We start from the raw sequence: 22,123 nt of genomic DNA, 5'->3' as shown, positions 1-22,123 counted from the left end.
TCTCCTTTACCAGCCTGTTGTCTCTGTCCAGACCTTGCCTGTTGACGGGAACATTTCTCCGAATCCGAGATCCCGGACTGTAATCTGGCACTGCTCTCTGGAAATATACTGTAGTTTCACCGAAAGTCTGGTTGTTCTCTCTGGTCTCTTCGGAAGTCCAGGAAGTGCCATCGATATTCGTTTTTTTTCTTCTTCACCGACCTTCTGGACCACAAAGACCAGTTCCTCAGTCTGATCCAGAATAAGTTCACAGTATGCCCGGCACTCATACCAGTTTGCTCCTGCCTCGATCATTGGACAGTATGCCGGCGCTCCCATAACTCTCATATCCATTCCAATGTTTGTCAGTACAACTGCATTACTTATGTAACGATACTCTTTCAGGCTATGTCTGATAAATCTTTCAGCACCTGCCGCACATGCTCCTGCTGCAAAAAGATTATTTCCATAAAAGACCTTTCTTCTCTGATAGCAGAGGATCTTTACAGATTTCTGTGCCCATTCCTGGTCAAAACCCTCTCCATTCATCTGAATGCTTGAATACAGATCCTTTCCCAGTGTTTCTTTTATGAAGCCGCAGAAATCTTCATCTCTTTCTCCCGGTTCTTCCCGAAGCTTTGTTTTTATCGGTTCTGCCAGTGTCACAAGCACCGGTTTCACAGCAGAATTCATGGACATTTTACGGAAAGTCACTTCATTTCCATTGAAGCAGTACCAGCCCACACTTCGATTCCATGTCTCCAGCTTCTGCGTCATGACATAATAATAAAAGCTTTCTTCATGATCCATAAGTACAAATCTGTCATCTGCAAGTCCCAGTTTCCTGCAGGCTTTCTGCAGATTGTCCACCTGAACATCATCAAGCGTTTCTGTTGTCACTGTAAAACATCTGATGTTTCTGACAACCTCTACAACTCCCAGAAATTTCAGCATCCCGTGGAAAAAATATGCAAGAAGTTCCCATGGTTCTTTCTGTTCTCCTGACACAAGGACTTTTTCTCTGCTTCTGGATATTTCGTAAAGATTTTCCAGCAGGATTCCACCTTTTTCCCTGGCAAAATATTCTGCCTCCAGTCCAACACAGTAATCTCCCTGTTCCTCCCTCCTACAGAGGCAGGTAGGAGTCTCATACTGGCTGCTTCCGACTTTTACAGGAAGAGATCTGGCTTCTTCTGCCTTTCGGTCATAGTAACAGATCTGAGAATATTTTTTTCCAAAATCAATTCCTATTATCAAATCACGTGTTTCGTTCATGATACCGGTTCCTTTTCTATGGTAAACATTTCCTTCATGTACTGTTCTTTACGAAGGTAACGCTTCAGATCATCTGTAACTTCCCTGCCCTTTTCAAGGCGTCGTGCAGAAAGCATCTGATTCAGAAGCTGGTATTTGCTTCCCCTGGTGCCTTCTATTTTTTTCATTGTGACAACACGCTCTGTAGTTTTGCGTGTTTTGCCATTCTGTTCTATTCTGAAATAATACCGGAGCGTTTCACCGTAAAACAGTGTAAAAGCCCTCACACAGATCCCTTCATAGACAGCCTTCAATGGTTCACTTTTGTACTCCGTTTCTGCACCAAGACCTGTATCAAGAGCATACACAAGAGTCACTTTTGCATCTGTATCTCCGTGACATTCTACAAAAGTTTTGTCATCCAGCTGATACGGACTCAGCAGTTCAGGAGGAAGTTTACGGAAGAATGCAAATGTGAGCTGATTTTTGCTGCATTCTTCCAGGATAAACTTTTCCACTTCAATATAGTGCGGCTCTGGTTTTTTTTCTTTTGAGAGTTCTTTCAGAAGTGCCAGCCTGCAGATCATGTTCACCGGCCAGTGATCATTATACGCATACTCCAGTCGCTCTCTGATAAATGGAGACATCGGGTATTCTTTTACAAAAATCCCATATGCAACCTGCGTCAGATATGCACCGATGATCCGCTCTTTTCCTGACTGTTTCACATAAGATTCCAGAACTTTTTCACCTTCTTTGCGGAAATCTGCCGTAAACATCAGAAGGTTCAGGATACGTTCTTCAAGATCATAGGTTTCCATATCAAATCCTATCGCGCTCTTCCAGATGGCAATCAGTTCATCTACCGGACCAAACCTGTACATCATCAGATATCTCAGGATCACTTCATCGTATTTTCCATTGCGGTAAACTTCAGAAGCAAGCGCAAGAAGTTCATCATCTTCTGCCATGTTGCTTTTGAGTATCATTCTGCTGGTAAGTTTCAGAAGGCTGCTGAGTTCCAGTCCCTCATATCCATATTCTTCCACGATTCCCATAGCCTGCCTGAACAGTCTTCTTGATATAAGGACTTCAAGAAGTGTTGTTCTGTCTACAAGGACATATTTCCGGTAATCAAGATTCAGAAGATATTGATCCAGGTCTTCTCCCTGTACATGTTCAGCATAATAATCCAGAATCTGTTTACGTATCTCTCTCCTGTATTCCTCCGTAGATGCCGGATTTTCTGCAAGTTTCTGAAAATATTCCAGATTATCTCTGTCAAGATGATTTTCTGTACAATAATGAAGGAGAATTCCTGTCTCCTCAGCTCCAAGACTGAGCATTTGTGACACTGCACTGCTCTCATCTGTAAGTTTTTTCAGATTATATGGTACTGTGGCAGAATAACGTCTCTGTTTGTCATCCTGAAACAGTATCACAGCATCGTTCGTATAAATTCTGGGATATGCAACTCCCTGAATGCACGGATATACGTTTTCTTTTGAAAGCTGACTATGACGGACGATCACCTGTCGTACTTTTGGATCATCACAGTAAAGTCTGTATGTAAACATTCTCGGTGCAATCTTTTCTGCCTCTTCTTTTGTCTGCGGATCAAAGAGAAATTCCTGATATATAGATGCATAGTTTTCATCCATATCTTCACTTTCAACTTTACGCAGAGCAAATTTCATCATACTTTCTTTATAATTTTCGTAAGTCTGCGGCTCTTTTTCTTTATAAGAGATCACGCTTGCATAAACGAAAGCTTTGCGCATATCGCCAAGGGTATTATCATTATATGCAAAATACATGAGCAGCGGTTTCGGAAGTTCCCTCTGATAAGAAATGTCCATAGTCTCAACATAATATTCATAAAGCCTTGTAAGCCTCAGGCCCTGCTCCACCGCCATTGAAAACCATCTGAAGTACCGTGGCTGTCTTGGATTTCCCTTCATGATATATTTGCAGATCGCTTCCAGCACATCTTCTGACGGAAACTGTTCATATCCTTCTGCAAGTGCCAGATAAAGTACTCCGTAAAATTCCTTTTCGTAACCGGAAAGGTAGGCAAGACGCATTACAAGTTCCTCTGTCAGAAGACCGCTTTTTCCTGCATAATGAAATACCTGCATCCAGAATGGACTGATTCTGTGAAGGAGTGACATATCTCTGCATATCCATTTCCATGCTTCCATATACAAAACCGGACATGTACAGCCTTTTTCATAGACTTCTTCCATCATAAATAATGCCTGTGAGGGTGAATTTCTGTATGTACTGTCAAGCTGAAGCAGTATCCACAATAAAAGGAAACTGTCAGGTTTCTGCATAAAAAAGTTCTGGATCTTCCACAACGCTTTTGCCTTATCTCTGTATAACCCACTTAAATGGCAGAGATAAAGATAAAGTCCCGCAAGTTCCAGTTCATCTCTTGAAAATTCTTTATCCTGGAATCTCTTAAGAATCTCTGCTGCTGCCGCCCTATTATCCTCTGTGATATTGATATATGCCTCATACATCTGATATTCCGGGTATTCACAGCCCGCATCATGAAGTTCACCAAGAATCTGTCGGGCTCTTTCTCTCCATGTCGCGGCATTTATTTTATTTTTCTGATATTCTATATAATCACGCATAAGAGCAAGTTTATGGCGTTTTTCTTCTACACGGATATCGATCCTCACGCGTGGTCCTCTGGAAGCAAGCACATGATATACAAGTTCCTGATAAGGACTTCTGACAATAATCTCTCCATACTGATTTCCGCCTTTCAGTCTGTCTGCATGGACAAGATAATCGATCTGACAGGTACTTCCGATAAAATCATCTTCTGTTATCACTCGCCGTTCCGGCTCGAGGAATTCACCTTTTGCTTCTATATCCAGCCTCAGATGCCCCCAGCCGCTTCTGTGAATATCAAAAGATTCCTGTATGGATTCTTCCACGCCAAAATACTCCGTCTCTGTTGTTTTTAATGATATTGTCACAGGATCTTTTTCTCTGAGCCCGATCAGAAATTCCTCCAGATGCTGATAGGTTACCGGCTGCTGTGAAAGTCCTGCATACAGTGCTTTCTGTTTCCTGTCTGCTCCCGCCATAACAACGGAAAAAGAGCTGTCAGTAAAAAGCCTGTATGCTTCTCTGAAATCTCTCTGTGCCAGTTCCCTGAATGCCGGCATATCCTTTATTTCACTGCCAAAACTCTGCACCTGTTCTTTTTTTGCTGTTATCTCAAAAGGAATCTTGTATTCTCCCATATCAGAAGTAATACACAGCCACCCGCTTACGCTTTCGCCCGGTTTCATTCCTGTTCCGTCTGCTCCATAAGGCAGGCAGACAGTTGTCCCTGAAAACTGGCTGCATCCAGGCACCATTCGCCGGCTGGATGAGGTAATATATCCCTGTATTCTGTCGTTTTCTTCTGTGCCAAGATACAGTTCGCCTCTGACAGTTTTACCTGCTTCAATAGTTATATTCAGTTTCTCCTGCGAAAAAAGGAGCGATGGATGCGTAAATTTAAATTTACCACTGAGTAATTGTTCTATCTTTTTTTTCAATATGGTTCACCTGATTGTCCTTGGAATTATTATTTCATTTGTACTAAAAGATATTATACACTACAATCCTCACCTGCGCAAGAAACCTGATTTTACCAGAACTGCTGTTACTGTTCGCCAGTTACTGTTCACTCCGTTCACAGCAACTTGGTCAAAATCCATTCCAAATTTATTGGAATATTACGGAGTAATTTCCTGTAAAGTCAAAAAGCCGCAGATACATATTTCTCTGTATCTGCAGCCATTTCTTTATAATTCAGTCTCAAACTCAAGCACTTCTTTTTTCAGCGGTATGGATGCTGTTGCTCCCGGCCTGGATACAGCGATCGCAGCCGCTTTTGCAGCAAGCTTCATACCTTCCTGTACAGGCATATTTTCCAGAATTGATGAGATAAAATACCCTGTAAAAGTATCTCCTGCTGCCGTAGTATCCACAGCTTTCACCTTAAAAATATCCTGATAATAAACCCCTGTTTCGTCCTGATATACGGATCCGTCCCCGCCAAGCGTCAGGACGATCTTTGCCTTCGGATAAATTTCCCTGATCTTTTTGAGAATTTTTTCCGGTTCCTTTTCTCCTGTAATCTGATATCCTTCAATCTCATTTACAAGAAACAGGCTGATTTTTGACAGATCACAAGATTCCAGGTTGCTGTCATACGGTGACGGATTCAAAACGATCATCATATCTTTTGCGTATGCTCTGTCAATGATATACGAAAGTTCACTGATTTCATTCTGAAGAAGGATCAGATCTCCCGCATCAAAAGAATCCAGTACTTCATCTACGAATTCTTTTGTGATACTTCTGTTTGAGCCGCCAAACAGAAGTATGCAGTTCTGTCCGTTTTTGTCCACCTGAATTACTGTGTGACCTCCTGGTCCTGTAATCTGTCGGATAAATTCCGTATTTACACCATTTTCTTCACAGGTCTTAAGAAGGGGGGCTCCCTCCTCTCCGATCATACCTGCATGATAAACCGGAATTCCGGCCTTTGCAAGGGCAATTGACTGATTCAGGCCTTTTCCTCCACAAAAAGTCTGTCTGTCTTTTGAAGCCTGGGTTTCCCCTGGAATCAGAATAGACTCTACCTGATAAACATAATCCAGATTCAGCGATCCAAAGTTTAATACTTTCATTTTATCCCTCCCATTACAACGTTTTTCCGCACAAAACATACATTTCTTATGTACAAATGATATAATAATCTACCTTATTTTTCAATCTTTTTATAGTTTTGTGGGAAAAGCACGTAAAACCTGTCCACCGCATAAACTATAAAGAAATCCCCTTTGAGGTGAATTTTTGAAGACATTTTTAAAACCTTTATCAGCTGCTGAGGAAAAGTATTATCTTCAGCGTTACCAGGAAGGGGATTCCGAAGCCAGAAATATCCTTATTGAACACAATCTGCGTCTTGTAGCCCATATAGTTCGTAAGTATCAGAGCCCCGGTGAAGATCTGGATGACCTGATTTCAACAGGAACCATCGGGCTTATCAAAGCTGTATCTACCTTTGATGCAGCAAAATCTGCCAGACTCTCCACTTATGCAGCCAGATGTATTGATAATGAACTTCTTATGATGCTGCGCGCACGCAAAAAATCTTCCCGGGAGGTCTCTCTTTATGAGCCTATTGGAACAGACAGGGAAGGAAATGAGATCAGTCTTCTCGATATCATCGAAAGTCCGCCTGTTGATATTGTGGAAGAATATTCCACCCGTTCCGATATCCAACATCTTCTTACCTTTATGTCAGAAGCCCTGTCTGAAAAAGAATACAAGGTGATCTGCCTGCGTTACGGACTCTTCGGAACTGATGAACAGACCCAGCGAGAAATTGCCGAACAGCTTCATATCAGCAGATCCTACGTATCTCGTATTGAAAAAAATGCTTTAAAAAAACTACGTAAACTTTTCTGATTTTTTATAAAAAACTCCCTTCCAGCCAAACAGGATTCTGTACTTGTCCTGTCTGTATGGAAGGGAGCATGTCAGTTTTATTTTTATGCCTCTGCTCTTCTGAGAAGATCGTATTTCTCAATATCTGCGTCAAGATCCACTGCCAGTTTCTGCTGTGGGTGTGGTGCGCTTCCCACAGAATTACCATCTTCATCATAAATAGCCCTGACAGTTGTCATAATATTCCGTCCATCCGGCTTCATGATTTCAATGGTTTCACCTACACTGAATTTATTTCTCTGAGTAATATGCACATATCCATTTTCATCAACTTCCTCTGCATATCCCAGATAAGTATATTCCTTAACATAGGTATTATTATCATAAATCTGTGTATTTTCATCCGGTTTTCCATAGAAAAATCCTGTTGTAAACTGTCGATAAGTACAATTGGATATCTGTTCCTGATACCACGCCATATTTGCCCTGTATTTTTCGGGAGATTCCATGTAGTCATCAATGGCCTTTCTGTAGGTTCTCGCTACAGTAGCTACATACAGTGCAGTTTTCATACGGCCCTCTATCTTCAGGCTGTCGATTCCACATGTAAGAATATCGTCCATATGTTCGATCATGCAGAGATCTTTTGAATTAAAAATATAAGTGCCTCTTTCATTTTCAAAAACAGGCATATATTCGCCCGGACGTTTTTCTTCTACGATGGAATATTTCCATCTGCATGGATGTGTACACGCTCCCTGATTTGCGTCTCTTCCGACAAGGTAGTTGCTCAGCAGACATCTTCCGGAATACGAGATACACATAGCACCATGAACAAACGTTTCTATTTCCATATCGTCCGGAATATTTGCGCGGATTTCACGGATTTCTTTCAGAGAAAGTTCTCTTGCAGTTACTACTCTTTTTGCTCCAAGACGATACCAGAATCTGTAAGTTTCATAATTGGTATTATTAGCCTGTGTACTGATATGACACTCTATTTCAGGACAGATTTCCCTCGCATAGGTAAAAATACCCGGGTCTGCGATGATCAGCGCATCCGGCTTCAGTTCTTTCAGTTCCTTAAGATATTCTCTTACTCCTGGAAGGTCATCATTATGTGCCAGAATATTAACTGTAACATAGACTTTTACTCCATGTTCATGGGCAAAAGTAATTCCCTCTGCCATATCTTCGTGTGAAAAATTCTTGGCTTTTGCCCGAAGCCCGAAAGCCTCTCCACCAATATATACTGCATCTGCCCCAAACACCACTGCAATCTTCAGTACTTCAAGACTGCTGGCTGGCACAAGTAATTCTATTTTTCTCATTTCTACTCCTTATGGGATAATCCCTGCTGAATAATTACAAACAATTGCTGTTTTTTTTCTTTATACTGACGGATACTCCGTCTCCCAGTGGAAGAATTGTTGTCAGAAGCTGCGGATGATGTTTCAGTTCATAGAGATATTCCCTCATTCTTTTGTAAATGGTACGGTTTCTCCGTTCTACCAGATAATGAGATTCTATCAGTTCTCCCTCCTGGAGCACATTGTCAGACACCAGAATTCCTTCCGGTGCAAGAAGCCTTACAACGTCAGGCAGCCAGTGAATATACTGTCCCTTGGCGGCATCCATAAAAATCATGTCAAATGTTCCATCAAGAGTTTTCAGAATTTCTCCTGCATCGCCCTCAAGCAGAGTAATATTTTGTTCTTTTCCTGCTTTTCTGAAATTTTCTTTTGCAATGGAAATTCTTTTTTCATAATTTTCTATAGTAGTAATATGTGCCTCAGGCTGCCCATATTCACACATAAGAAGTGTGGAGAAGCCAACGGCTGTCCCCACCTCCAGAATCTGCTGCGGTTTGTTCATTGCAAGCAGTACTTTTATGAAACTTTGCATTTCTCTTCGTATAATTGGAACAGAAGAGATAAGAGCTTCCTGTTCCAGTTCTTCAAGAAATGGCGTATTTCCTTTATCCAGCGAATTGATAAATGTACGCATCCTTTCGTCTACAATCACGATGCAGTTCCCTCCAGATCCGTATCACCAGCAAGAATCCCCATAATTCGATTAGGTGTATACGCAGTACTCAGAAGATAAGTACCTGGTTTCATCTTGCCACTGTAATTTGAAAGTTTCTCCTGCAGCCAGAACACAAGTGCGTCATCAATAAGTCCCTTGCTTTTCAGTGTTTTGGCAATGTCATATGTGGTAGCGTCTTCTTTGATGACCACAGTTACTTCCTGTCCCTCACCGGGACTCATTGCCTGCTGATTGAAAACATTATATCCAAACTGATACGTAACTTTTCCGATCCAGATAACCAGAACAGCCACACAGACATACAGCGCGATCTTAAAAAAGCCGCCGGCCACAATCACCCCGGCCTTTCCCACACGATCTCTTGTTTCACCCATATTGTACGAACCTCCTTAAAATCCGGGAATATCTATTTCAATTCCTTCTGTTATGCTTTTGCATATCTGCTGCACAAGCCTGCAAAGTGCAAGCTCCGCATCAAGATATGCATTTACTTCCGGGTTTCTACGAAGCTCTGCCGATTCTTTTGCCAGCTGCTGCGCATTCTGAAGAAGAGTTCCCTTCTGGCTCTCATTCTGAAGCCGGAAATTATCTGCCCGGAATCTCTTCACCCGTTCTGCCAGCTCCGGATTGCTGTTTATAATTGCTCTCTGTTTTCTGTACTCTTTATATATCTGGCACTTCTGAATTGAATTCCTGAGTGCCAGTATATTTTTATTTACTGAATCCATCAGTTTACGCCTCCATAATGATAGGCAGAATCATCGGACTTCTCTTGGTACGTTTCCAGAGGAATTCACCAAGTGCATCTTTTACTACGTTTTTGATTTTGCCCCAGTCTGTGATATTTCGTTCCAGACAGGAATCAAGTGCTTTTTCAACTACTTCTCTTGCATGTTCCATCAGATCCTCTGATTCTCTTACATATACAAAACCTCTGGATACAATGTCCGGACCTGCAAGTACAACATTACTGTGACGTTCCAGTGTCATGACAACGATCATGATCCCATCCTCAGACAGATGCTGCCGGTCACGAAGTACAATATTTCCAACATCACCGACACCCAGTCCGTCAACAAAAATTGCTCCTGTCTGTACAGACCCTGTTACGGCGGCACTGTGTTCATCCATCTCCAGAACATTTCCTGAAGCAAGGATAAAAATGTTTTCTTTCGGAATTCCAAGATCTTCCACAACATGCTTCTGTGCTGTCAAATGACGGTATTCACCATGAACCGGAATTGCATATTTCGGTTTTACCAGAGAATAGATAAGCTTGATTTCTTCCTGGCAGGCATGTCCTGAAACGTGTACATCCTGAAAAATAACTTTTGCACCTTTCATTGACAGCTCATTGATAACCTTGGAAACTGCTTTTTCATTTCCAGGTATCGGATTTGAACTGAAAATAATTGTATCATTTGGCTTGATCGTGATTTTTTTGTGTATGTTTGCAGCCATACGAGACAGAGCAGCCATAGATTCACCCTGACTTCCTGTCGTGATAAGAACAACTTTTTCATCAGGATAATTTTTGACCTGGTCAATCTCGATCAGGGTATTTTCCGGAATTCTCAGATATCCAAGCTCTGATGCAACTGAAATAATATTGACCATACTGCGTCCTTCCACAGCAACTTTACGGCCAAATCTGTATGCAGTATTGATGATCTGCTGTACACGGTCAACATTGGAAGCAAAAGTCGCAATAATGATACGTGCAGTTTTGTGTTCATTAAAAAGATTATCAAAAACTTTGCCGACTGTACGCTCTGACATGGTAAATCCAGGTCTCTCTGCATTAGTACTATCACACATCAGCGCCAGAACACCCTTCTTGCCAATCTCGGCAAAACGCTGCAGATCAATGGCATCTCCAAATACAGGAGTATAATCCACCTTGAAATCGCCTGTATGGACCACGATTCCTGCCGGCGAATAAATAGCCAGTGCTGAAGCATCCTGGATACTGTGGTTTGTCTTTATAAACTCTATGGAAAAATCACCAAGATTGATAACCTGTCCATGTTTTACTTCTTTTAACTTCGTTGAACGTACCAGATTATGTTCTTTAAGTTTGTTTGTGATCAGTCCAAGTGTAAGTTTTGTGGAATAAATCGGTACATTTACTTCTTTCAGTACATACGGCAGTGCACCGATATGATCCTCATGTCCATGAGTGATCACAAAGCCTTTGACTTTGGAAATATTTTCTTTCAGATAGGTAACATCCGGAATGACAAGGTCGATACCAAGCATGTCATCTTCGGGGAAAGAAAGTCCACAGTCAACTACTACTATACTGTCTTCATATTCAAAAGCTGTAATATTCATTCCGATCTGTTCCAGACCACCAAGCGGGATTACTTTGAGTTTGGAAGCAGATTTACGTCCACGGCGCGCAGCTGCTTTTATCTGAGACTTACTGCCGGATTTGCTGACCTGTGGTTTCATGCCTGGTTTTGGCTGCTGTTTTGCAGACTTTTCACTGTGTTTAAATCCGTTTCTCTGCTGTTTATATCTGTAATTTTTCTGACGTGTTACCTGTTTTTTTGTATTATTATCAGCAGGTTTATGATCATAGCTGCTGTATTTTTTCTTTTTTTCACTATTATTGTCGGCATTGTAGTTACTATTGCCATTCTCTATATTATTTTCACTTTTCAATCAAGCACCTCCATATTTCTGTGCAGTTTCGTGCACGCTAACGCAGGAATGCCATAATAACAGCATTCCTCCTCATCGAATCATAGCATTTTGTCAAATAACTGAAAGGGTACTGAACAGTTACATTTCAAGATCCACATCATCCAACATCTGTTCAAAAACTTTGTATACCGCCTGCATTTCTTCTTCATCTTCCAGCATTTCATAGCAGGCTTCCGGATCTGTATCCCTGGATACATCTTTCAAAATATATGCAGATGCTTCGTCATCCAGTGAATCTGATACCAGAAGATAGGAAACTTCTCCTATTCTGGTCTGTTCCTCAATATAAAATTCTTCAACTGTCCCATCCGGAGACTGAAATCTGATTTTTTCCATGTTGCCTTCCTTATCCGTTCGTCAGGGAGTCCAGATATCCCTGCAAAATAAATACTGCTGCCAAACCATCCAGATACTGTTTACGATTCTCACGACGAACACCTGCCTCTATAAGTGTACGGTCTGCTTCCACTGTAGTCAGCCTTTCATCCCACATGATCACGGGAATGCCAATGCGTCTTTCAAGCATTTCTTTGAACTCCAGTGCCTTTTCTGCTCTTTCTCCAACAGTATTATTCATATTCTTGGGATATCCAAGAACAATCCGCTCTACCTCATACTCTTTAACAAGTTCCTCCACCTGGGCCAGAGTTTTACGCAGTTTGTTTTCCTGTTTACGCCAGATGGTTTCCAGTCTCTGCGCAGTCAGTCCCAGCGGGTCACTGACTGCCACTCCTACTGTTTTTGATCCATAATCCAATCCAAGAACTCTCATGATCAACGTTCCCAGGATTTGTTTTTAATATACTCGTTTAAGAGTTCTTCTACCAGTTCATCTCTTTCGACTTTCATGATCATGCTTCTCGCACCCTTGTGGCTGGTAATATAAGTAGGATCTCCTGACATAATATAACCAACAATCTGATTTACCGGATTATATCCCTTCTCATCCATTGCATTGTAAACCAGATCCAGAACTTCTTTTACTTCCAGTTCCTGATCAGGTTTCGTTCTGAAATACTGTGTATTTCCTAAATTGTTTTCTGCCATTTTTTCTCACGTCCTTAATAAGATTTCGTAACTGTTCAGTATCCTCACTATTGAAGGATATTACCTGCTGAATAGTTACAATATTTCTACTATATTTTAATATAATTTATTATAAAATACAAGAACACTTTCCGAGTAATATATGTTCTTCTATAAAAGCTTCTGCTTTGATCTGTACAAGATCATTTACTTTATATTTGTTATCTTCAGGGATAACTGCCTTTATATATTCACGACTGTGTCCCATGAGATATTTTTGTCCGTTGATCTCAACTTCTTCTTCCAGAAGGATTTCAAGCATTTTTCCAATCATGGAAGTTTCGTATTCTTTTGCACGCATCTGATTCAGTTCAAGCATTTTTTCACTTCGTACAGCTTTTTCTGCTTCTGTCAGCTGTCCCGGCATTGCAGCGGCCTTTGTCCCCTGTCTTCTGGAATATTTGAAAATATGTGTCTCGTAAAAGTGGATATTTTTTACAAATTCATAGGATTCTCTGAAATCATCTTCTGTTTCCATCGGAAATCCGACAATAACATCTGTAGTCAGCGCCGGAGCAGGATAATATTTGCGGATCAGCTGGCATTTTTCGGCATATTCTGCAGCCCGGTATCTGCGGTTCATATCAGCAAGCGTTTTGTCGCATCCGCTCTGTAATGAAAGATGAAAATGCGGGCAGACTTTTGGTAATGAGGAAATTCCCTCCATAAATTCTTCTGTAATGATTCTTGGTTCCAGTGATCCCAGACGTATTCTGGATATCCCTTTAATTTCATGTACAGCCTGGATAAGAGAAAGAAGATTTTCTCTTGTTTCTTCTGGAAAATCAACCCCATAAGAACTCAGATGAATTCCTGTAAGTACAACTTCCTTATATCCACGTCCTGCCAGTGTCTGTACTTCCTGAAGGATTTCCGCAATACGTCTGCTTCTCACACGACCTCTCGCAAATGGGATAATACAGTACGTACAGAACTGATTGCAGCCATCCTGAACCTTAATATAGGCCCGTACATGTTCTGCAGTATAACCGATAGAAAGCTCCTCATATTCTTTTGTATGATTAATCTCGATGACTTTTACCTGCTTTGTATGTTCTTTTTCATATGCCTCAAGAGCTTCCACAATCTGTCTTTTCTGATTATTTCCAAGAATCAGATCTACAGCAGTGTCTTTTTTGATTTTCTCTGTATCTGTCTGAACGTAGCAGCCGGTAGCAACTACGATAGCTTTCGGGTTCATTTTTTTTGCTTTATGCAGCATCTGACGTGATTTTCTGTCAGCAATATTTGTAACTGTACAAGTATTGATCACATAAATATCTGCCTTTTCTGTAAATGGCACAATCTCGTATCCTGCCTTTTCAAGAAGCTGCTGCATTGCTTCTACTTCATATGCATTTACTTTACAGCCCAGATTATGAAGGGCGACTTTTTTATTCATATTCTACCTCAAAATAAAGTTATCGTTGTATGATTTCTGAAAATAATCAGAGTTACAATTTAATTTTTATTTTCCTTGACTTTTCGTAAAGGCGCGTTTAAGATAAAACTCATAAGAATATTTACTAGGGAGGTTCTCAAAATGAAAACATTAAAAATCTCACTGAATTCTATCGATAAAGTTAAATCATTTGTAAATGAAATCAGTAAATTCGACTGTGATTTTGACCTTGTATCCGGAAGATATGTTATTGATGCCAAATCCATCATGGGTATCTTCAGTCTTGACTTATCCAAGCCAATCAATCTGAATATCCATGCAGAAGGAAGCACTCTGGCTACCGTTCTCGGAATTGTTCAGCCTTACGTTATCGAATAATTCACTGTTGTTTACAGTAACCTGGTGAGTAAATAAATTATTTTTTAATGACAACAGAAGCTGCGAACAGCTTCTGTTTTTTTTGCCATAGTATACAAGAGAAGTTGACTATGTTGTCATCTCTTCTCTTTTTATTTAATCTCAATGACTTCTGTTGTAGCCAGTGCTTCTTCCATCAACTGTTCTATCTTTTCATTTAACTTTTCCTCAGACCTTCTGATAACCTTGAGATTCGGTTTTGTCACCGGATGTTTTGCCACAAAAATAGTACAGCAGTCTTCAAACGGCTGGATTGATGTCTCAAATGTATTAATTTTTCTGGAAATCCGAACAATTTCTTCCTTATCAAATCCAATCACCGGACGATATACAGGAAGTGTACATACTTCATTTGTTGCAGCAAGGCTCTGTAGTGTCTGACTTGCAACCTGTCCAATACTCTCACCTGTGATCAGTCCAAGACATTTATCCTGTTTTGCAAAATGTTCAGCAATACGCATCATATAGCGGCGCATAATGATCGTCAGTTCTTCATGCGGACACTGGTCATAAATATACAGCTGAATATCCGTAAAGTTTACAACATGAAGACGAATCGGTCCACTGTATCGTGCTACCAGTTTTGCCAGATCTACTACTTTCTGTTTTGCACGTTCACTTGTATACGGCGGTGCATGGAAATAAACAGCTTCGATCTTAACTCCACGTTTTGCGATCATATAACCGGCAACAGGGCTGTCAATTCCTCCGGAAAGAAGAAGCATTGCCTTACCGTTTGTTCCAATCGGCATTCCTCCAGGTCCCGGCAGCGTTTCAGAATACACATAAATTCTGTCCCTGATCTCAACAGAAAGCGTCATCTGTGGCTCATGCACATCTACAGATGCATTCGGAAATGCATCGAGGATTTTTTCTCCAATTGCCGCACTTACTTCCATTGAAGTAATCGGATAGGATTTCTTTGCTCTTCTTGTGTACACCTTAAAAGTACCGGCATAATCCGGATATCTGTTTTTCATGTAATCCACTACATCTGCCGCCATCTGGTCAAATCCCTGATCCTCATAGATTACTACAGGGCTGATTCCGACAATACCAAAAACTCTTTGCAGTGCTTCCACAGCTTCATCAAAATCATACTGTTCCGGACAGTGTACATATACCCTTCCCTGTTCTTTCGTCACTTCGAAATCGCCTTCTACCGGTTCCAGTGCAAGCCGCATCTGTTTTACCAGTGCATCTTCAAAAAGATATCTGTTTTTTCCTTTAATAGCGATCTCGGCATATTTTATCAAAAACGCATGAAATATCATACCTGGTATTTCCTCCTGATTATTTTATATTCAGGTTTTCACCTGATTTCATTATATATTTTATTTTCTCGAATATCTTCTGAGCATCGGCACAAGTTCTTTCATTGTCTGCAGAAAATAATCAGCCTCTTCCATAGTATTTTCTTCGCAGAAACTTAAACGCACCGTACTTTCGATCTGGTCTTTTGACATTCCCATTGCACTTAAGGTTGCACTTGGTTTTCGTTTATGGCTTGAACATGCACTTCCTGCCGAAATGTAAATTTCCTTATCTTCCAACGCATGAAGGAGTACTTCGCTGCGCACTCCCATAACACTGATACTTAAAATCTGCGGTGCACCTTCACGAAGCGGCATTCCGTTGATACGGATATCTTCAATCTCAGAAAGTCCTTCCGCAATGTGTTCTTTCAGCTGATACATATGCTCTACATTCTCATCAAGATTCTCATAAATCTGCGCTGCTGCTACTCCAAGTCCAGCGATTCCAGGCACATTATCCGTTCCGGAACGCATACCACTTTGCTGGCCGCCACCCAGAATCTGCGGAATTATTTTTACTTTTTCATTTATATATAAAAATCCGATTCCTTTAGGACCGTGAATCTTATGTCCGCTGACAGCAAGAAGATCAATTCCCATTTTTTTCGGATAAATGTGATACTTGCCAAATCCCTGGATCGCATCTACATGATACAGTGCTTTCGGGCTCTTTTCATGAACCATTCTGGCAATTTCTTCAACCGGCATGACTGCCCCGACTTCATTATTTACCAGCATTGTGGATACCATAATCGTATCCGGTCTCAGAACGGCTTCCAGCGCACTCATTTTCACTGTTCCCTGAGAATCTACAGGAAGATAGGTTATTTCAAATCCCTGTTCCTGCAGAAAAGACGCAGGCTGACTTACGGCAGCATGTTCTACAGAAGTGATGATTATATGATTTCCGTTACGTTTGTTTGCCAATGCACCACCAATCAGTGCAAGATTGTCAGACTCCGTACCTCCTGATGTAAACAGAATTTCTTTTTCCTGTACTTTTAGGATCCCTGCGATAGTTCTGGCAGATTCTTTGACATATTTTTCTGCTTCCACACCCTTAAGATGCATGGCAGATGGGTTTCCAAAATCACCGACCATGGTTTTTACTACGATATCTTTTACGGATTCATAGCACTTTGTAGTCGCCGAGTTATCAAAATATACTTCCATTTTTATTTCCTTTCAGTTTTCCAGCTGGAACATCAGTACTGACAAAATTGCCAGACCGGCTGTCTCTGTTCTCAGAATTCTTTTACCCAGAGTAATAGAAGACGCACCTGCATTTATTGCCGCTTCCACTTCTTTTTCTTCAAAGCCGCCCTCCGGACCGATAAATATTCCGACTGACTGCCCTGGCTTTATGTCTGATATTAGTTTTTTTGTTTCTTTCATGCCCTTTGCAAGCTCATATGGAATCAGTCGGATATCCATTGTCTCAGCATATCTGAGGGCTTCCTTGAAAGACATTACAGAATGCACGGAAGGCACCAGCATTCTTTTTGACTGTTTAGCTGCACTTTCTGCAATCTGCTGCCAGCGCTCCACTTTTTTGGCGGCTTTTTTTCCATCAAGTTTCACCACGCAGCGCCTGGTCTCTACAGGAATCACTTCATATGCCCCGAGCTCCACTGCTTTCTGAATGATTAATTCCATCTTGTCTGCTTTCGGAAGTCCCTGAAAGAGGTAAATACGGTTTGGCAGCTCATAATCAGGTTCCTGTGCATAGATAATATGAAGAAGCACTTCATCAGAACTGATGTTTTCTATTGTGCAACGGTATTCTTTACTGCTGCCATTGCTGATCCACAGCTCTTCTCCCGTTTTCATCCGAAGGACATTTCCAATATGGTTCACGTCAGACCCTGTGATATGGATCTGGTGTCCGGCCTCATCTATCTGTCCTGGTTCTGCAAAAAATCTCTGCATTGTTTCTTTCAGTCCTTTCTTGCTGTAACGCAGACCCACTCTCCCTGTCTGGTCACTTCTACAAGCGTAAGACCGGCTGCATTTACTGCCTCTTTTACTACTTCTTCTTTTACATCAAGAATGCCGGATGTAATATAGTATGCACCTTTTTTCATCTGGTTTACGATTACCGGTGTCAGCGGTACAAGGACATCTGCAAGGATATTTGCCGCAATGATGTCGTATTTTTCGTAGCCGACTCTGTCCTGTACTTCTTTGTCGTCAATAATATTTCCGATCATCATGTCAAAATCTTTATCCGGAATCTGGTTCGCTTCTTTATTTTCCTGTACTGCTGGAACTGCGCATGGATCAAGATCTGTTCCCACAGCATGTCCTGCTCCGAGCTTCAGTGCAGTAATTCCAAGAATACCGCTTCCTGTTCCAACATCAAGGATTTCAACTCCTGGTGTCACATATTTTTTCAGCTGACGGATCACAAGCTGTGTGGTTTCATGCATACCTGTACCAAAAGCTGTACCTGGATCAATATGAAGAATCATTTTGTCTCTGTCCTCTGCTTTTACTTCTTCCCATGACGGAACAATAAGAATATCATCTACATAAAACTGATGAAAAAATTCCTTCCAGTTATTAATCCAGTCTTTATCTTCTGTCCAGGATTCTTCAATTGTACCTTCCCCAATGTCCATAAAGCTTCTCAGATCATCCAGTGCTTCTCTGACATTACTGAGGATAGTTTCTTTATCTGCATCTTCTTCAAGATAAAAATTCAGATATGCGATTCCGTCATCTGCAGGACCCTCAGGCATGATATCCACAAACATCTGTGCTTTATCCTCTTCTGTAAGCGGCTGATGATCCTGGATTTCCACACCCTCCACACCAATTTCCGCCAGTGTGCAGATGATCATGTCTTCTGCGTCTGTTCTGGTCTTAATAGTAAAACGATTCCATCTCATATATTTATATTCTCCTGTCTGATTGTCTTATATCATACTAACAAAATCCGTAAATTGTTTTGCAGTAAACTGCTTTTATCTTTTATCATACATGAAAGCATAAAAAAAGAAAAGAGGATTTTTCCTCTTTTCCTGAACTTTTCATTTACATTTTATTCTTCAAAGGTTTCTTTGATTTTTTCCATGAAACTCTTTTTCTTTTTTTCACCTTTTTCGGTGTTTTCTTTCTTACCTGAAGAAGTTTTATTTCCACATGCTTCATCAAATTTGCGAAGTGCTTCTTTTGCTTCTTCATTTAGATTAGTCGGAACCTGAACTACCAGTGTTACATAATGGTCTCCACGGATGTTTTTGTTTCTCAGTGACGGAACACCTTTTCCTTTCAGACGGATACGGGTATCTGTCTGTGTTCCAGGTTTCACTTCATAAGAAACTTCTCCATCTACTGTATTGATCCGCACTTCACCTCCAAGTGCAGCCTGCGCATAAGTAATCGGTGCCGTAGAGAAAATATTCATATCCTGTCTCTGGAAAATCGGATGACGGGCAACATTTATCTCTACAAGAAGGTCACCTCTCGGACCACCATTTGTACCTGGTTCGCCTTTATCACGAATACGGATGCTCTGTCCATTATCAATACCGGCAGGAACAGAAACCTGAATCTTTTTTCTTGAAGAAGTATATCCTGTTCCACGACATGCAGAACATTTATCTTTAATGATTTTGCCGGTTCCATGACAGTCAGGACAGGTCTGTACATTACGCACCATACCAAACATTGACTGCTGCGTATATACAATCTGACCTTCACCATTACATTTCGGACAGGTAACTGGCTGTGTACCAGGTTTTGCTCCTGTTCCATGGCAGGTAGTGCATTCATCTTTCAGAACAATCTCAAGCTCTTTATCGCAGCCGAATACAGCTTCTTCAAATGTAATATTCACACGGGCACGCAGATTTGCACCTTTCATCGGGCCATTATTTGCACGTCTTCTTCCGCCGCCTCCAAAAAGGTCACCAAAAAGATCGCCAAATATGTCTCCCATATCAGCACCATTAAAATCAAAGCCACCGAAGCCGCCAGCTCCACCGCCGCCCTGTTCAAATGCCGCATGACCAAACTGATCATATTGTTTTCTTTTTTCAGCATCACTGAGCACACTGTAAGCTTCTGTTGCTTCTTTGAATTTTGTCTCTGCCTCTTTGTCCCCCGGGTTTACATCCGGATGGTATTTCTTGGCTAATTTTCGATATGCGCTTTTCAATTCTGAATCACTGGCAGTTTTACTAACACCTAAAACTTCATAGTAATCTCTTTTATCAGCCATGTTATCTCTTTCCTATATAATCATATTTGCGTTACTCTGCTGACAGTCACGACCTGTTCCGCTGCAAAGCAACTCTCACAGGTCTAAACATATTCGAAATCCGCAGATTTTCTTCGTAAACTGCTTTGCTACTTGCTCATAATCGAATAACTGCTTTGCAGTGTATCAGAAGGAGCTTACACTCCTTCTGATAAAAGCAAGTTCCCACCACTGCTTATTGCTTTTCACATTGAAGCAGGGGACTTACTTGATTCTATTAAACTTCTTTGTAATCAGCATCTACAACATCATCGCCATATCCGGCTTCATTACCGCCCTGAGAAGCGTTTCCGCCACCCATGTTACCCATGTCCGGACCAGCCTGACCGCCAGCCTGCTGTGTCTGCTCATACATCTTAGAGAAAAGTTTCTGTGCACTTTCCATCATTTTTTCCTGAGCTGCTTTGATATCAGCAATCTGAGAATCTGTAAGATCTCCGTTTGCTGTCTGAGCAAGAAGATCTTTCAGTGCATTAAGATCAGCTTCAACTGCTGCTTTATCATTTGCATCCAGTTTATCACCAGCTTCTTTCAGAGCATTTTCTACCTGGAATACCATGGAATCAGCATTATTTCTTGTATCAATTGCCTCTTTACGTTTCTTATCCTGTGCTTCGAATTCAGCAGCTTCTTTTACTGCTTTGTCGATTTCGGAATCAGACATGTTGGATCCAGCTGTAATTGTGATGTGCTGTTCTTTTCCTGTTCCAAGGTCTTTTGCAGAAACATTAACAATACCGTTGGCATCAATATCGAATGTAACTTCAATCTGCGGAACACCACGACGTGCTGGCGGGATTCCATCCAGACGGAACTGGCCAAGGGATTTGTTGTCTTTTGCAAACTGACGTTCACCCTGTACTACGTTGATATCAACTGCTGTCTGGTTATCTGCTGCTGTAGAGAAGATCTGACTCTTCTTGGTCGGGATTGTTGTATTTCTCTCGATCAGACGAGTTGCGATACCACCCATTGTCTCGATTGACAGAGACAGCGGAGTAACATCAAGAAGAAGGATGTCACCGGCACCTGCATCACCAGCAAGTTTACCACCCTGTACAGATGCACCAAGTGCAACACATTCATCAGGGTTCAGAGATTTGCTTGGCTCTTTGCCTGTAAGCTGTTTTACTTTGTCCTGTACAGCTGGGATACGTGTAGAGCCACCAACCAGAAGTACCTGACCCAGTTCAGCTGCTGTAATGCCTGCATCTGACAGTGCACGACGAACCGGTTCTGCTGTTTTTTCTACCAGGTCATGTGTCAGTTCATCAAATTTAGCTCTTGTAAGATTCATATCGAAATGCTTCGGTCCTTCTGCTGTTGCAGTAATGAACGGAAGGTTGATATTTGTAGTTGTTGCAGAAGAAAGTTCTTTTTTAGCTTTTTCTGCTGCTTCTTTCAGTCTCTGAAGAGCCATTTTATCAGCACTTAAATCTACGCCTTCTGCTTTCTTGAACTCTTCGATCATCCAGTCTGTTACTTTCTGGTCAAAGTCATCACCACCAAGACGGTTATTTCCTGCTGTGGAAAGAACTTCAATTACACCATCACCGATCTCGATAACAGATACATCAAATGTACCACCACCTAAGTCGTAAACCATAATCTTCTGTTCTTTTTCGTTATCAAGTCCGTATGCAAGCGCTGCTGCTGTAGGCTCGTTGATAATACGTTTTACATCAAGTCCTGCAATTTTACCGGCATCTTTTGTTGCCTGACGCTGAGCATCATTGAAGTATGCCGGAACAGTAATAACTGCTTCTGTTACAGATTCTCCAAGATATCCTTCTGCATCTTTTTTCAGTTTCTGAAGGATCATAGCTGAAATTTCCTGCGGAGAATACTTTTTGTCATCGATTGTTACACGGTAATCTGTACCCATTTCCCTTTTAATAGAAGAAATTGTTCTTTCTGCATTTGTTACTGCCTGACGTTTTGCAGGTTCACCTACAAGACGTTCTCCTGTTTTTGTGAAAGCAACAACAGATGGTGTTGTTCTTGCTCCTTCTGTATTTGCGATAACTGTCGGCTGTCCGCCTTCCATAACGGCTACACAGCTGTTTGTTGTACCTAAGTCAATACCAATAATCTTTCCCATGATAATTTTCCTCCTGTTTATTTCTAAAATTGTTATACATTCAAATTAAGGAAGCTCGATTCACTAAATTCGTCTCTCCT

The 22,123-nt window shown here is 41.2% G+C and carries 20 protein-coding genes; 2 read left to right on the top strand and 18 right to left on the bottom strand.

All coding sequences use genetic code 11. The features are described from left to right. Window positions 1-6 precede the first annotated feature (6 nt). The 3 genes from ACTNB8_RS02020 to ACTNB8_RS02010 all read right to left on the bottom strand — a co-directional run bounded on the left by ACTNB8_RS02020 (window position 7) and on the right by ACTNB8_RS02010 (window position 5,936). Window positions 7-1,254 (bottom strand): DUF5716 family protein, encoded by a 1,248-nt coding sequence (locus tag ACTNB8_RS02020; protein ID WP_441051880.1) that lies wholly within the window; start codon window positions 1,252-1,254, stop codon window positions 7-9. Then, on the bottom strand, window positions 1,251-4,796 hold the full coding sequence (locus ACTNB8_RS02015) for a DUF5717 family protein (RefSeq protein ID WP_441051878.1): 3,546 nt from the start codon (window positions 4,794-4,796) through the stop codon (window positions 1,251-1,253). Before ACTNB8_RS02015 ends, ACTNB8_RS02020 begins: the two co-directional genes overlap by 4 nt. A gap of 249 nt (window positions 4,797-5,045) precedes the next feature. Continuing rightward, entirely contained in the window at window positions 5,046-5,936 is an 891-nt protein-coding gene (locus ACTNB8_RS02010) for a ribokinase (protein ID WP_441051876.1), read from the bottom strand. 166 nt (window positions 5,937-6,102) lie between these two features. Between ACTNB8_RS02010 and sigK the strand changes: the two genes are divergently transcribed. Beyond that, entirely contained in the window at window positions 6,103-6,720 is a 618-nt protein-coding gene (sigK, locus tag ACTNB8_RS02005; protein ID WP_441051874.1) for an RNA polymerase sporulation sigma factor SigK, read from the top strand. Window positions 6,721-6,803: 83 nt separating this feature from the next. Here sigK and ACTNB8_RS02000 read toward each other — a convergent pair whose 3' ends face one another. From ACTNB8_RS02000 to mtaB, 9 genes are all read right to left on the bottom strand, one after another. Next, entirely contained in the window at window positions 6,804-8,030 is a 1,227-nt protein-coding gene (locus tag ACTNB8_RS02000; protein WP_441051872.1) for a peptidase U32 family protein, read from the bottom strand. A gap of 34 nt (window positions 8,031-8,064) precedes the next feature. Further along, complete coding sequence (locus tag ACTNB8_RS01995) at window positions 8,065-8,724, bottom strand: O-methyltransferase (protein ID WP_441051870.1); 660 nt, start codon at window positions 8,722-8,724, stop codon at window positions 8,065-8,067. Beyond that, a complete protein-coding gene (locus ACTNB8_RS01990; RefSeq protein ID WP_441051868.1) occupies window positions 8,721-9,122 on the bottom strand; it encodes an endolytic transglycosylase MltG in 402 nt (133 codons plus the stop codon). The genes ACTNB8_RS01995 and ACTNB8_RS01990 overlap by 4 nt, the downstream gene beginning before the upstream one ends. A gap of 15 nt (window positions 9,123-9,137) precedes the next feature. After that, on the bottom strand, window positions 9,138-9,476 hold the full coding sequence (locus ACTNB8_RS01985; RefSeq protein ID WP_441051866.1) for a YlbF family regulator: 339 nt from the start codon (window positions 9,474-9,476) through the stop codon (window positions 9,138-9,140). Between the two features lie 4 nt (window positions 9,477-9,480). Continuing rightward, a complete protein-coding gene (locus tag ACTNB8_RS01980) occupies window positions 9,481-11,202 on the bottom strand; it encodes a ribonuclease J (protein WP_441051938.1) in 1,722 nt (573 codons plus the stop codon). Between the two features lie 333 nt (window positions 11,203-11,535). Next, complete coding sequence (locus tag ACTNB8_RS01975; protein WP_441051864.1) at window positions 11,536-11,793, bottom strand: DUF1292 domain-containing protein; 258 nt, start codon at window positions 11,791-11,793, stop codon at window positions 11,536-11,538. A 10-nt stretch (window positions 11,794-11,803) separates the two neighbouring features. Continuing rightward, on the bottom strand, window positions 11,804-12,229 hold the full coding sequence (gene ruvX, locus ACTNB8_RS01970; RefSeq protein ID WP_296156016.1) for a Holliday junction resolvase RuvX: 426 nt from the start codon (window positions 12,227-12,229) through the stop codon (window positions 11,804-11,806). A 2-nt stretch (window positions 12,230-12,231) separates the two neighbouring features. Then, window positions 12,232-12,504, bottom strand: a complete 273-nt coding sequence (locus ACTNB8_RS01965; RefSeq protein WP_118251561.1) for an IreB family regulatory phosphoprotein — start codon at window positions 12,502-12,504, stop codon at window positions 12,232-12,234. Between the two features lie 109 nt (window positions 12,505-12,613). Next, window positions 12,614-13,945 carry a tRNA (N(6)-L-threonylcarbamoyladenosine(37)-C(2))-methylthiotransferase MtaB gene (mtaB, locus tag ACTNB8_RS01960; RefSeq protein WP_441051861.1) on the bottom strand — a complete coding sequence of 444 codons (1,332 nt, stop codon included), beginning with the start codon at window positions 13,943-13,945 and terminating at the stop codon, window positions 12,614-12,616. A 141-nt stretch (window positions 13,946-14,086) separates the two neighbouring features. On the opposite strand from mtaB, the gene ACTNB8_RS01955 reads away from it, so the two are divergent. Then, window positions 14,087-14,323 carry an HPr family phosphocarrier protein gene (locus ACTNB8_RS01955; protein ID WP_441051859.1) on the top strand — a complete coding sequence of 79 codons (237 nt, stop codon included), beginning with the start codon at window positions 14,087-14,089 and terminating at the stop codon, window positions 14,321-14,323. A 131-nt stretch (window positions 14,324-14,454) separates the two neighbouring features. Here the strand turns inward: ACTNB8_RS01955 and thiI are convergent, their stop codons facing one another. The 6 genes from thiI to dnaK all read right to left on the bottom strand — a co-directional run bounded on the left by thiI (window position 14,455) and on the right by dnaK (window position 22,043). Beyond that, window positions 14,455-15,636, bottom strand: coding sequence for a tRNA uracil 4-sulfurtransferase ThiI (gene thiI, locus ACTNB8_RS01950; RefSeq protein ID WP_441051856.1), 1,182 nt, complete (start codon window positions 15,634-15,636; stop codon window positions 14,455-14,457). A 60-nt stretch (window positions 15,637-15,696) separates the two neighbouring features. After that, window positions 15,697-16,851, bottom strand: a complete 1,155-nt coding sequence (locus ACTNB8_RS01945; protein ID WP_441051853.1) for a cysteine desulfurase family protein — start codon at window positions 16,849-16,851, stop codon at window positions 15,697-15,699. Between the two features lie 12 nt (window positions 16,852-16,863). Next, on the bottom strand, window positions 16,864-17,607 hold the full coding sequence (locus ACTNB8_RS01940; RefSeq protein WP_441051851.1) for a 16S rRNA (uracil(1498)-N(3))-methyltransferase: 744 nt from the start codon (window positions 17,605-17,607) through the stop codon (window positions 16,864-16,866). A gap of 8 nt (window positions 17,608-17,615) precedes the next feature. Next, the gene (gene prmA / locus ACTNB8_RS01935) at window positions 17,616-18,569 is read right to left on the bottom strand and encodes a 50S ribosomal protein L11 methyltransferase (protein WP_441051849.1); all 954 of its coding nucleotides are present in this window, start codon (window positions 18,567-18,569) and stop codon (window positions 17,616-17,618) included. Window positions 18,570-18,721: 152 nt separating this feature from the next. After that, window positions 18,722-19,903 carry a molecular chaperone DnaJ gene (dnaJ, locus tag ACTNB8_RS01930; protein ID WP_441051846.1) on the bottom strand — a complete coding sequence of 394 codons (1,182 nt, stop codon included), beginning with the start codon at window positions 19,901-19,903 and terminating at the stop codon, window positions 18,722-18,724. A gap of 256 nt (window positions 19,904-20,159) precedes the next feature. Then, window positions 20,160-22,043 (bottom strand): molecular chaperone DnaK, encoded by a 1,884-nt coding sequence (dnaK, locus tag ACTNB8_RS01925; RefSeq protein ID WP_441051844.1) that lies wholly within the window; start codon window positions 22,041-22,043, stop codon window positions 20,160-20,162. Window positions 22,044-22,123 lie beyond the last annotated feature (80 nt).

The organism is Blautia sp. HCP28S3_G10 (assembly GCF_052065235.1).
Classification (GTDB): domain Bacteria; phylum Bacillota; class Clostridia; order Lachnospirales; family Lachnospiraceae; genus Blautia_A.
Note: the sequence above shows the minus strand (reverse complement) of the source record. Positions and strands in the feature narration are given on the sequence as shown.